12 protein-coding genes and 1 tRNA gene are annotated in these 12,876 nt (G+C 36.6%); 10 read left to right on the top strand and 3 right to left on the bottom strand.

What is annotated here, in order from left to right:
• Window positions 1-12: 12 nt before the first annotated feature.
• On the top strand, window positions 13-1,713 hold the full coding sequence (locus ABWU29_RS04825) for an ankyrin repeat domain-containing protein (RefSeq protein ID WP_264378113.1): 1,701 nt from the start codon (window positions 13-15) through the stop codon (window positions 1,711-1,713).
• A 55-nt stretch (window positions 1,714-1,768) separates the two neighbouring features.
• Here the strand turns inward: ABWU29_RS04825 and ABWU29_RS04820 are convergent, their stop codons facing one another.
• Together ABWU29_RS04820 and tkt are read right to left on the bottom strand one after the other, a co-directional pair.
• Window positions 1,769-2,023, bottom strand: coding sequence for a hypothetical protein (locus ABWU29_RS04820; RefSeq protein ID WP_167482804.1), 255 nt, complete (start codon window positions 2,021-2,023; stop codon window positions 1,769-1,771).
• A 17-nt stretch (window positions 2,024-2,040) separates the two neighbouring features.
• Window positions 2,041-4,029, bottom strand: coding sequence for a transketolase (gene tkt / locus ABWU29_RS04815; protein WP_353280194.1), 1,989 nt, complete (start codon window positions 4,027-4,029; stop codon window positions 2,041-2,043).
• 113 nt (window positions 4,030-4,142) lie between these two features.
• Between tkt and rpsD the strand changes: the two genes are divergently transcribed.
• The 8 genes from rpsD (at window position 4,143) to ABWU29_RS04775 (ending at window position 8,963) form a co-directional block, all read left to right on the top strand.
• Complete coding sequence (gene rpsD / locus ABWU29_RS04810) at window positions 4,143-4,757, top strand: 30S ribosomal protein S4 (protein ID WP_010962555.1); 615 nt, start codon at window positions 4,143-4,145, stop codon at window positions 4,755-4,757.
• Between the two features lie 9 nt (window positions 4,758-4,766).
• Window positions 4,767-4,853, top strand: a tRNA-Leu gene (locus ABWU29_RS04805).
• 30 nt (window positions 4,854-4,883) lie between these two features.
• Window positions 4,884-5,084, top strand: coding sequence for a Fe-S cluster assembly protein IscX (iscX, locus tag ABWU29_RS04800; protein WP_007552114.1), 201 nt, complete (start codon window positions 4,884-4,886; stop codon window positions 5,082-5,084).
• 447 nt (window positions 5,085-5,531) lie between these two features.
• Window positions 5,532-5,873 carry a DUF721 domain-containing protein gene (locus ABWU29_RS04795; protein WP_010082513.1) on the top strand — a complete coding sequence of 114 codons (342 nt, stop codon included), beginning with the start codon at window positions 5,532-5,534 and terminating at the stop codon, window positions 5,871-5,873.
• A 37-nt stretch (window positions 5,874-5,910) separates the two neighbouring features.
• Window positions 5,911-6,225: a 50S ribosomal protein L28 gene (rpmB, locus tag ABWU29_RS04790; protein WP_006279619.1), complete on the top strand. Its 315-nt coding sequence runs from the start codon at window positions 5,911-5,913 to the stop codon at window positions 6,223-6,225.
• Window positions 6,218-7,081: a lipoyl synthase gene (gene lipA, locus ABWU29_RS04785; RefSeq protein ID WP_015589076.1), complete on the top strand. Its 864-nt coding sequence runs from the start codon at window positions 6,218-6,220 to the stop codon at window positions 7,079-7,081. The genes rpmB and lipA overlap by 8 nt, the downstream gene beginning before the upstream one ends.
• Before the next feature lie 53 nt (window positions 7,082-7,134).
• Window positions 7,135-7,851, top strand: coding sequence for a bifunctional demethylmenaquinone methyltransferase/2-methoxy-6-polyprenyl-1,4-benzoquinol methylase UbiE (ubiE, locus tag ABWU29_RS04780; protein ID WP_010962557.1), 717 nt, complete (start codon window positions 7,135-7,137; stop codon window positions 7,849-7,851).
• Complete coding sequence (locus ABWU29_RS04775; RefSeq protein ID WP_015589075.1) at window positions 7,848-8,963, top strand: FtsW/RodA/SpoVE family cell cycle protein; 1,116 nt, start codon at window positions 7,848-7,850, stop codon at window positions 8,961-8,963. The genes ubiE and ABWU29_RS04775 overlap by 4 nt, the downstream gene beginning before the upstream one ends.
• Before the next feature lie 194 nt (window positions 8,964-9,157).
• Here the strand turns inward: ABWU29_RS04775 and ABWU29_RS04770 are convergent, their stop codons facing one another.
• Complete coding sequence (locus ABWU29_RS04770) at window positions 9,158-10,021, bottom strand: Rpn family recombination-promoting nuclease/putative transposase (protein ID WP_015589074.1); 864 nt, start codon at window positions 10,019-10,021, stop codon at window positions 9,158-9,160.
• A gap of 997 nt (window positions 10,022-11,018) precedes the next feature.
• On the opposite strand from ABWU29_RS04770, the gene ABWU29_RS04765 reads away from it, so the two are divergent.
• Window positions 11,019-12,728, top strand: coding sequence for an ABC transporter ATP-binding protein (locus tag ABWU29_RS04765; protein WP_015589073.1), 1,710 nt, complete (start codon window positions 11,019-11,021; stop codon window positions 12,726-12,728).
• Window positions 12,729-12,876 lie beyond the last annotated feature (148 nt).

The following is a 12,876-nucleotide window of genomic DNA, read 5'->3' as shown; positions in this document are numbered from 1 at the left end:
AAGAGGTGTAGGATGAGTAGTTCACAAAGTAGAGATAATTTTTTTAAGGCTGTTGAAAGAGGTGATATTGATGCAGTAACCCGTCTAATAAGTGAAGGAGCAGATGTTAAGGTAGAAAATGATAAAGGAGAGACTCCTTTACATATTGCTGCTGTATGGGGCCATAAAGATGTAGTAGAAGCCCTATTGGATAAAGGGGCAAATGTTAATGCAGTAGATAAAGATGGAAAGACTCCTTTCAAATTAGCTGCTAACGAAGAAATACAAACTCTATTAGAAAACACAGCTAAATTACTTGAGGCTGCTAGAAAAGGTAATATTGAGGAAGTAACCCGTCTAATAAGTGAAGGAGCAAAGGTTAATGTAAAAGATCAAGATAACAAGACTCCTCTACATTGGGCTGCTGAAAAGGGCCATAAAGAGGTAGTAGACGCCCTACTGAAAGTAAATGGAATCAATGTTAATGCAACAGATTGGTCGCAAAAGACTCCTTTACATTTGGCTGCTGTAGAGAGCCATAAAGAGGTAGTAGAAGCCCTACTGCAAGTAAATGGGATCAATGTTAATGCAACAGATTGGTCGCAAGAAACTCCTTTACATTTAGCTGCTGTAAAGAACCATAAAGAGGTAGTAGAAGCCCTATTGGGAAAAGATGGAATCAATGTTAATTTACCAAATAACAAGAAAGATACTCCTTTACATTCTGTTCTTAAAAAGGACAACATAGATATAAATGTATTGAACGCTCTACTGGGAGCAGAAGGAATCAACGTTAATGCACAAGATAAATATGGCAAAACTCCTTTACATTTGGTTCTTAAAAAGGGCAATATAGACATAAATGTATTGAACGCTCTACTGGGAGCAAAAGAAATCGATGTTAATGCACAAGATGGAGATAGGGCTCCTTTACATTGGGCTGCTGAAAAGGGCCATAAAGAGGTAGTAGAAGCCCTACTGCAAGTAAAAGGGATCAATGTTAATGCAACAGATTGGTCGCAAAAGACTCCTTTACATTTGGCTGCTGTATGGGGCCATAAAGAGGTAGTAGAAGCCCTACTGCAAGTAAAAGGAATCGATGTTAATGCAAAAGATCAAGGTGGAAAGACTCCTTTACACTTTGCTGCTGAAAGTGGTTATCAGCAGGTGGTGCAAGCTCTATTGGATAAAGGGGCAGATGTTAATATAAAAGATAAAAATGAAAAAACTCCCTTAAATTTAGCCACTGATAAAGAAATACAAGCTCTATTAAGGAATGCAAAAAACCCTGGCGACGGTTCTAAGCCATCGACGGACAATGAAGAAAATTCAGAGGAAGATGCTGGTACACGAGAGAAAGAAAAACAAGAAGGTGATGCTCAATCAGGATCAGACATTACAAAGCAAGAAGCTGATAAAACTGTAAATTCGGGGAGTGGAACACCACAAACACAACAGGGGACCACCAGTGCAGGACAAGGAACTGATGTACAAGACAACGGTGTAAATTATGTTGCTTCCACAGAACCTGCACAAACAGAAGAACAGCCGAGCTCTTTTTTTGGTAGTTTGTTTAGTATACTTATGAAGCCTTTTTCATTAGTTGCATCATTTTTTGGTGGGTTTTTTTCATGGTTGTTTGGGTCTGATGAGCCAACACAATCATCATCTGAATTTGATCAACCAGTTGTATTAGAATCACCAAGTAGTTCAGAAGGCAATGACATAATATAGCCAGAGGTTTACTAGATTCCAGCGTCACGCGCTGGAATGACATGGTGGTATGTATTCAAGTAGCTGACACTGGTTCCTTTATGACGGCAGTGCCCAGAGGTGTCATCCCAGTGCCCAGACACTGGGATCCAGGAAACTTAATTGCAAGTAATGCATTGGGTTTGGTGAGTATGGGTTTTGCGTTATAGAATGAAGCACTTTTGGTGAATTTGTAAAGAAAACTAGATGCCAGTGTCAAGTGCTGGAATGACATCATCTTGGATGGAAATAACGTCACGCGCTGGAATGACAAAGAAGAGTGGGCTTTCATATGGTTATGCAAGAAGTCTACTGAATGTAAACCAGTTTCTCACACACACATTTTACCACATGATCAGCGTTGATATTAAAATGCTCATAAAGTGTTTTATAAGGTGCTGATTCTCCGAAGCTTTTCATGCCAATAAATATACCGTTTGAACCTATGTATTTATGCCAACCCATTTCACTTCCGGCTTCAATTGCAACTTTAATGCTGTCATTATTTAATATTGCCGCTTTATATTCATCGCTTTGCTCGTCAAAAAGCCTCCAGCATGGCATAGAAACAATCCTTGTACCTATACCCTTTTCCTGCAATTTCTCCCTTGTTTCAACTGCAATTTCAACCTCGGACCCCGTAGCAAATATCGTCACTTTTAATTCTTTTGAACATTCACACAAAATATATGCACCAAACTTCGATAAATTAGCAGATTGATCGATATCAGAGTAGAACTTGCGCATGTAACTTACGTTTTGCCTTGAGAGCGCAAACAGTGCTGGAGATTCTTTCTTTTCGAGTGCAATGCTAACACACTCCAGAGTTTCAACTGCATCGGCTGGCCTAAAAACATATAGATTTGGTATAGCACGCAAAGAGGCTAAATGCTCTATTGGCTGATGAGTTGGGCCATCTTCTCCCACTCCAATTGAGTCGTGAGTCATGACATACATAACCTGCTGCTTCATCAGAGCTGAAAGACGTATAGCAGGACGACAATAGTCGGAAAATACCAAAAAAGTGCCGCCATAAGGAAGAATCGCGCCGTGAAGTGCCATACCATTCATACATGCTGCCATAGCGTGCTCTCTCACTCCATAGTGGACATAAGAGCCACTATAATTATTGCTATTTATTACCTGCATGTGCTTATATTTAGTGCAATTTGACCCGGTAAGATCAGCAGAACCGCCGATTAATTCCGGCATATGTTGTGTTAAAAGTTCCATTACCCTACCAAAAGAAGATCGAGTAGCTTCGTTTGGCATTAGCTCACATATTTGTTTCTTCAGGTCAGCTAAAACACCAGCGATATTATCCGGCAAACGCTTATCAAGTCTTCTTTTTAGTTCTTCATTTTTTTCTCTGGATTCCAGTGTCACGCACTGGAATGACAATGAATTGTAATTTTGTTTTGCTCTCTCAACAGTTTTCTTCCAGGCATTTTTCACATCTTCTGGTACATGGAATGGTTCATAATTCCAGTTTAATTTCTTTCTCATCTGTTTGATGTCTTCCTCCGAAAAAGCACCACTGTGAGCAGAGGATGTGCCAGCACGGCTTGAAAATTTTCCGATAATGGTTTTGCAGCAGATCATTGTAGGTTTATCAGACTTTTTTGCTTGCTCTATTGCAAAGGATATGGCATCAAAATCATGGCCATCAATTTTGTCAACATTCCATCCATACGCTAAGAAGCGTTTCTCTACATCGTCAGAACAGGAAAGGCAAGTAGCGCCATCTATAGAAATATCATTATCATCAAAAAGAGCTATAAGCTTATTCAATTTAAGATGCCCAGCAAGTGATGCTGCTTCATGGCTTATTCCTTCCATAAGACAGCCATCCCCTAGCATCACGTAAGTGTAGTGATTGATTCTAAACTGCTTTTCAAGTATCGATTCAGCAAGTGCCATGCCAACAGCAGCGGCAAACCCCTGCCCTAAAGGGCCTGTTGTTGCCTCTACTCCGGAAGTCAAGCCAAACTCTGGATGACCTGGGGTCTTGGATCCCATTTGCCTGAAGTTCTTTAGCTCATCTATGCTAATATAACCTGTCAAATATAATATTGAATATAGTAACATTGACCCATGACCGTTTGATAAAACAAAGCGATCTCTATTGAACCATTTAGAATCATCAGGATTATGATTCAGATATTTAGCAAACAAAACAGTTGCAACATCTGCCATGCCAAGTGGCATACCTGGGTGTCCAGAGTTTGCTTTTTGTACTGCATCAATTGATAAAAAACGGATGGCGTTTGCCATAGATTCCAAATGTGAATGATTCATGTGTTAATAGAAAAACTTAAAAATGAAGTATAAAAGATTATATCAGCAAAAACAAGTTGACACTGAGTGCTAAAATCCTTAATAATCTAAAGTTAAATCGTGAGAGTTTTTATATGACAACTGTTATCACTAGAAAGTATAGGATTAGCCGTAGACTTGGTGTAAATTTATGGGGTAGAGCTAAAGACCCAGTAAACAAAAGGAAATACCCTCCAGGTCAACATGGTATTCTTGGATTCAAGAAGTTATCCGACTTTGGTAAGCAGTTTGCTGCGCATAAGAAATTTAAGTTTTACTATGCGATTTCAAGTAAGCAGCTCAGACGTACATTTTTAGATGCTTATAACAGAAAGGGTTATACGGCTGATAATTTTATCGGTATCTTAGAATCGAGATTAAGTTCTGTTTTATACCACTCTGGTCTTGTTCCAACAATTTACTCAGCAAAGCAGCTCATATCTCACAAGCACGTTACAGTTAATGATAAGGTGGTTAACATATCGAGTTATCGAGTGAAGCCAGGTGATATAATAAAAATAAGAGAAAGGGCAGCAAAAATCCCTGTAGTAGTAGAGGCTGAACAAAAACAAGAGCGCAAGGCTCCGGATTATTTAGAAGCAGATAGTAAAGAGCATTCAGTGAAGTATTTGAGGTCACCTCAATATTCTGAGGTTCCTTATTCAGCAGACATGGAAGTCAATTTAGTAGTAGAGTTTTACTCTAGATAGATAAAAAAAGCCCGTGTGGCGGAATCGGTAGACGCAGCGGACTTAAAATCCGTGGGTTTTGCGACCTTGGGAGTTCAAGTCTCCCCATGGGCACCAATTTAACTTAGCAGATAAATACAAAAAAGTATGAAATGGCTTGATATAGAAGATATTGTGGAAGCTCTGGAGGAAAAATTTCCAAATGAGAATATAATTAGTATCAGATTCACTGAGCTTAAAAAAAAGGTCTTGAGTTTAGAGGAATTTGATGATGATGAAAAACGCTGTAACGAGAAAATACTCGAAGCCATTCAGGCAGCTTGGATTGAGGAAAGATTAACCGCATAGCAATAAACCATACGCAAACGTGATTTCTATTACAATTTGCATATGGATTATGCTATTTTTTGGATCTAGCCTGGCAAGTTAATAATAATTTAACTAATTACAATTAAAACAGCTATAAGGTTAATTATGAGGCAAAGATGACAGCACAAAATTTGGTAAATGGAACGATCTTGACAAGTGCTACGTTGAGATAAGTTTTGCATAAAAATACTGCTTTTACGGTGTGAGGCTAGAGGTTTGTAAAGCAGTTAGAAGGTTGTCATCTAAGTAGCGTGACCAGAGCTAGATTCCGCGAACACGCCGCGGAATGACGACTATGCAATATGCGTTGCGGAGTGACGATTATGGTCATACCGTCACGGTATCTCACAAACATGTAGCAGTAATGACAAAATCTCAAGTTATATGTATACTTTTATATTATCTACCTACTAAAAAAACAGAAAAATGCTCAAACGTAGCGGTCCAAAAAAATTAAAGTCTATAATAGAAAACTATGCATTAAAATGCATGAAAAATAAAATTAGCAAAAATGAAATACGTCTTATTTTAAACTGGCGAAATATAGTAGGGAAAGAAATAGCAGAGTGTACAAAACCGAAAAAGATCTCATATGCACAGAATATAAATTCGGGTGTGTTGCATCTGGTAGTAACAAATGGCAGCAAAGCATTGGAAATTCAGCATATGATTTCTCTTATAATAGAAAAAATTACGATATTTTTTGGCTATAAAGCAGTATATGGTATAAAAATTAAGCAAGAGAGTATTGACTATTTGACTATATAAGGTAATCTAAGTACATAGAATAATTTGGTATATTGAAGTGAGTAGAGTTTGTGAATTAACAAATAGAAAAAAATCTTTTGGTAATAAGGTATCACATTCAAATCGTAAAACAAAGCGTACCTTTCTTTTAAATTTACATAAGGTTACGTTGACAAGTGATATATTGAATAAAAAGTTTAGATTTCGTGTGGCAACAAGAACTTTGAGAACTATAGATTACAAAGGTGATTTAGATGCTTTTTTGCTCAACACAAGAACGATTAAACTAAGTGAGAAAGCGCAGAAGATAAAAAGAAGGTTGAAAAAAGTTTTAGTAAAGCAAGAGGTAGAGTTAGCAGTTTCAGATGCATAGCAAACCTCAATGGCTCAGAGCAAAAGCTCCGACCGGTGAAGTGTTCAATGAGACCTTAAACATCGTTAAACTGCATAACTTGCATACAGTGTGCGAAGAGGCTGCATGTCCAAACATTGGTGAATGTTGGAATAAACGTCATGCTACTGTGATGATTCTTGGTTCTGTTTGCACTCGTGCTTGTGCATTTTGCAACGTTGCAACTGGCATTCCTGATAAACTAGATCCTCATGAACCAGAAAATTTAGCAAAAGCAATAAAAAAGTTAAACTTAAAGCATGTTGTTATTACTTCCGTTGATCGTGATGATTTACCAGATGGTGGCGCAAATCAGTTTATACAGTGCATAGAAGAAATTAGAAAGATAACTTCAGAAACAACAATAGAGATTTTAACTCCTGATTTTTTAAATAAGAAAGGAGCATTTGAAGCAATCGCTGTTGCATCACCTGATGTCTATAACCACAATATTGAAACAGTGCCGAGATTGTATGCAAAAATAAGACCACGAGCTCGCTATTTTCATTCACTATATTTACTGAAGATGGTAAAGCAGATTAATTCTAAAGTTTTCACAAAGTCAGGGCTTATGGTTGGTCTTGGAGAAACAAAAGAGGAAATACTTCAGGTTATGGACGATTTGCGCAGTGCTGAGGTTGATTTTATTACAATTGGTCAATATCTACAACCAACTCCAAAACATGCAAAACTTGATAGGTATGTTACCCCAGAGGAATTTGAGCATTATAAATATATCGCTTACTCCAAAGGGTTCCTAGTGGTTGCATCAAGCCCACTAACTCGGTCATCATACCACGCTGAAGAAGATTTTAACAGGCTCAAGGCCTGTCGTTGACATTTGTGTTAATTCAAATTAATTTTTACTAATTATAAAGGAGTTTTTACGTAATGTCTACTATAAAAATCGAGAAGAAATCACAATTAGTTAAAGAGGTATTCGATTCCGTGGCAAGTCGCTACGACACCATGAATGATATAATGAGCCTCGGAATGCACAGATTATGGAAAGATAAGATGGTAAATAGTGTGCATTTTACAAAAAACTCTAAGGTTTTAGATGTTGCTGGAGGAACTGGAGATATAGCAATAAGAGTAGTAAGAAAAGAGCCAAGTGCTAAGGTTACAGTATGCGATATAAATCAAAACATGCTAAACAGAGGACGTGATAAAGCTATAAATTCAAACCAAATTAATTTTGATTGGGTATGTGCAAGTGCAGAAAGTTTACCATTTGAAGACTCCGAATTTGATTATTGCACAATAGCTTTTGGCATTCGAAACGTTTCTGACCGCAAGAAGGCTTTAAATGAGGCGCACAGGGTATTAAAACCACATGGAAAATTTATCTGCTTAGAATTTGCCCCTATGCACTATCAAAATGAGATATTTACCAAACTTTATGACTTATATTCATTTAAAGTAATTCCTAAAATTGGCAGCATAGTTGCTAAAGACAAGAGTTCTTATGAATATTTAGTGAGGAGCATTAGAGAGTTTCCAACTCAGGCTGATTTTAAAATGGAAATTGAAGAGGTAGGCTTTAAGAATGTTGAGTTTCATAATATGAGCTATGGAATAGTGGCATTACACATTGGAACAAAATGAATATTAAACTCTGGTATAGAACGCTGGATTACTATCTCATCCTTCCAGTGTTTTTTTTGCTCACTATAAGCTTCATTCTTGTTTATTCAGCAAGCCCTGTAATTGCGCAGCGTCTTTCTTTACCACAAGATTATTTTATACGGCGTCACACAATTTATATAGTCCTGTCACTAATTACCTTGGTGACATTTTCTTTTCTCAACACAAGAACTATACTTAACCTCTCGTTCGCAGGTTTCATTTTATTTACTATTCTAGTAGCAATTGCGATAATACTTGGTATAGAGGTAAAAGGTGCGAAACGATGGTTACATATTGTCAAAATTTCAGTTCAACCATCTGAGTTTGTAAGGCCATTTTTTTCTGTTGTTATAGCTAGTATCTTGGCCAGCGAAATGAAGTTTAAAATACACATATCAATCATAATATTTCTGTTAGTTTTTGTGTTGTTACTTTTGCAACCTGATTTCAGTATGTCTATGCTTTTAACATATTCTTTTATTGGTCAAATGTTTATTGCATGTATACCATTTTTATACTTTCTATGCATAATAGGAATGGCCACAACTGGAACTACAATAGCTTACTTATGCCTCCCACATATAAAGCAAAGGATTTACAATTTTGTCTTTTTTACGCAGCGCGATAACTTTCAAGTCACAAAATCATTAGAAGCATTCAAAAGAGGTCAATTAACTGGGGTTGGACCTGGTGAAGGTAGCGTAAAAGCCTCTCTTCCTGATTGTCATACAGATTTTGTGTTTTCTGTTTTAGCAGAAGAATTTGGTTTGATTACGTGCTTAGCCACATTGATGTTATTTGGCATCATTTCCGCCCGTTTGCTTTACGTTGCATATAGGGAAAATGAATTATTTAATCTGTTAGTGATTCTCGGTATCTCAATGCAATTCATCACACAATTCATAATAAACATAGGGGTAACATTGAGTGTTTTTCCAACCACCGGCATAACCCTGCCGTTACTTAGCTATGGTGGTTCTTCTCTTTTATCTTCGAGCATCGCACTTGGCATAATGCTGTCTTTTAGTAGAAATCAAGCTATTGCATTAAAGTTTCGTGAGCGTATTATGCTTGGAAGGTATATGGACTAAACTTGTACCGCTCACAACTATTATTGGTATCCCTCCAAAATGGGTATCTGTTCAGATGAGTGGCAAGAGATATTATGAAATCTGAAAGAGTTATGTGGAAATTTTTCAGAAAATATTCCACTGACATGCTGAACAACAAATACATCACTATGTCGTTTATCGCAAAAACTTATATTTTTCGTAACCATTCACACTTAATTCTGCAATTCTTTGATCTCACTCATAGAAAGACCAGTAGTTTGAGCTATAATATTAAAAGAAACACCTGCTTTAAGTAGATTCTTTGCGACTTCAATTTCCCTCTCTTTTCTACCTTCCTCTTTAGCAAGATCAAGTCTGTATTCAAGAATGGCTTCTTCTTTGCGCAGATCCATTATTCTTTCTTCATAAGCTATTAGATCTTTTTCATTCCAGTGAAACTTATCTAATTCATCATATGCTAGCTTTATTATTGGTGATTTTTCCGCAATTTTTCTGAGATCTTCGTCCGTTGTTTCATCTGCATATTTGAAAAAAAATAGCCAACGGTCTACTACACTTTCTAGTTGTTCTTCTCTACTCTTAGGAAATTTTGGCAGCTCTATGAAGATAAATTGAAAATCTTTTAAGTCATGCTCATTGGTTTTCTCATCTCTTATGGTATGGCTAGATATATAGTCAAGCTTATCAGGGAATAAGGTACAATTTGAAATCGCGATAAAGAAAATCTTCTTTAAATCAACGTATTTACCAGATTTATCAGCTTGTCTTGAGTAAGCCTTAGCAGCATAAAGTTGTGCACGTTTTTCAAAGCCTTTATCACGAGTGAGCTGCATCTCAATTATATACCTGTTCCCACTAGAATCCCTGCAAAGAACATCAACAATGCTTTGTTTATCAGAAGCAATTTCAGGGTCCATAATGGTGCTTAAGAATTCTACTTCTTGTATAGTGTTGACTTCAGTACATCCTAAAATATCGTTCAAAAAATGAATAAGAATATTCTTATTTCTCTCAGTACCAAATATTTTTTTAAATGTTAGGTCCAATTTTGGATCGAGAAATTTAGAAAGAGCCATAGTAAAAATACTGAGAAAAGATTAATAATTATACACTATTATTAACAACTATTCAACCATATTTTTAAGTATAGCTATACCGCTGCGGCGCTAACACGTAGCGGGATGACGAGCTTATCGTCATACCACCGCAAACCGTCATACCGCGATTCATTCACGGTATTTCTAGATCCCGCTAACACGTAGCGGAATGACGAATTACTATCTACACTGTCATACCGCGATTCATTCGCGGTATCTCTCAACATAGATCCCGCTAACACGTAGTGGGATGACGAGCTTATCGTCACGCCGCCACGAACCGTCATACCGCCGCGGTATCTCTTAACATAGATCCCTTACTTAACCGTCATACCTTAACATAGATCCCGCTAACACGTAGCGGGATGACGATTGTCGTTTAGCTATAAATATTAAGGAATTTACCAAACGAAAAAAAGGCAAAAGAAACCCTAGTCATTGTCTATTTTCAGTATTGGCGTTTTTTAAGTCTTAAACACTGCAATTTAGCTGCTTTTAATTGCAACTAACCTACGCTGCAAATGTTTAAGAAATTTACTAAGCAGAAAAAAAGACAAAGAATTCCCGAGTTAGCTAGTCTTTTACTATCTCTGTCGAGTATTGGCATTTTTTGATGTCTTGTAACGCTTTATAAGCGCGTTCAGCTTATTTAGATAAAAATCTAGATGTAGATGAAGTTTTGTAAAGACATACAGTATCTATATACTGCAAAAAATTGAACATAAGACGCCGATACATTAAGTAATCCTTACCTTTTAATCTGCAGATTGGCGAAAGCAAATACAATAGCTTCAGTTTCATGATAAGAGGGCTGGCGGAGTTTGTCAAGCAAGTTTTTTGTTTCTGCGAGCTACTACCCTTTCTTGGTGGACTAAAATCACAACAGCTGCAGAACCTAAATTGCTTCATACTACACCTTTTCCCTTTCCCCTGAAACTAGAATCTATATACTTAACTTTAGAAACTTTAAAATAAGATGCGATCTAATATTAGGCAGTTATTTTACTATATAAAGCCTAATCTATCTTATTTCATCATAGCTTTTATTGCAGTTTTATTTTCAGCCTTAATGATCCTCCTCTTTGGCAGAGGCTTAAGCAATATAATTGATTCTGGCACAGAGCACGATTTTACTACCAAACTATTAGTTGCAATACTTATAGTTTTAGCCATTTCTCTCACTGCATTTACTCGGTTATATTTCATTGGCATTGGCAGCGAGAAAGTTATCGCAAGAATCAGATATGACTTATATAGCAGTATCACTAACTTGCAACCAAGTTTCTTTGAGAACACAGGCGTACAAGATGTTATTTCAGCGTTAGTTACTGATACCTCTGTGCTGCAATCAATAATAAACAGCAGCTTACTAACCATATTACGAAATTTTGTGATTCTGATTGGTAGTGTTGCTATGTTATTGTATACAAATATACAACTAACTGCGTATGCAGCCGCAATAATACCTATACTACTCATTATCATGACCTCACTTGGAAAAAAAGTGCGTAGCTATGCACGCTTTGCCCAGGATAAATTAAGTGAGCTTGCGTCATTTAGTGAGGAAAATTTTAGATCTATAGTGACTATCAAATCGTTTGTACTCGAGGAAAACGAAAAAATCCGTTTTAAGGAACATTTAAACTCAGTATCAAAATCATACGTAAAATTAGTACTCTTGCGTGCTATTTTAGTAACTCTAGTTATCACGTGTGTGATAGGTTCACTAGTTGTTTTGCTCTTTTTTGGTATTAAAGAAGTCTTAAGCAATAATATAACTATTGGAAAACTCTCCTCATTTGTGTTTTATTCAGCGCTCGCAGCAGGAGCTATAAATAATTTGAGCGATAATATCAGTGATTTACAACGAGGTCTTGGAATAGTAGAGCGTTTATTTGAATTTAAAAATATGAAAAGCTCTATAGCAGATCCCGATGATCCTATAAAAATTTGTAGTGTTCAAAAGGGAATTTCGTTTAATGGCGTAACATTTTTTTATGAATCTCAGTCTGATAAGCCAGCGTTAAATAACGTATCATTTTCTATAGAGGCAGGTCAAGCAGTATCAATTGTTGGACCATCTGGCAGTGGTAAAAGCACCATTTTAAAGCTTCTGCTCCGTTTTCATGATCCAAACAAAGGTAGCATTACTATCGATGGGCACAATATTAAGTCAATTGCGCTAAATGACCTCAGATCGTTGTTTGGCTTAGTGCCACAAGATCACATGATATTTTCTTGCTCAATAATGGAAAATATACTATATGGCAAACCAGGTGCCGAATATGAGGAAGTGAAGCAAGCAGCCATCAGCGCTTATGCGATGGAATTTATTGATAAGCTGCCTGATAAATTTGATACATTTGTAGGAAAAAGAGGATTAAAACTTTCTGAAGGACAAAAACAACGTATTGTAATAGCAAGGGCCATACTCAACAATCCTCAGGTTTTAATACTGGATGAAGCAACCTCTGCCCTTGATTACAAAAGTGAGAACCTCGTGCAAAAAGCCTTGAGCAAGTTAATGCAAAACAGAACAACAATCGTAATTACACACAGGCTATCAACCGCACTCAAGACTGACAAGATTATAGTAATTAATCATGGAAAAGTAGAAGAAGTAGGAACTCATGACTCTCTAATAAGTAAAGACGGGCTGTATGCAAAACTGGCGAAGATACAGTAGGCATGAAATATTGTGTAAATTAAAAGAGAATTTAAGCTATATCGTTGTTGATTTAATGAGTATGCTAGATTTAAAATTAAAATTAAAATTATTAATTTTTTAATTTTATTATTTTATAATGGTTCCATAGTTATCCGGAAATTTCGTG

Origin of the sequence: Wolbachia endosymbiont (group A) of Phasia obesa (genome assembly GCF_964028125.1) — a bacterium.
Classification (GTDB): Bacteria; Pseudomonadota; Alphaproteobacteria; order Rickettsiales; family Anaplasmataceae; genus Wolbachia; species Wolbachia pipientis.
This window is presented reverse-complemented; position numbering and strand designations above follow the sequence as displayed.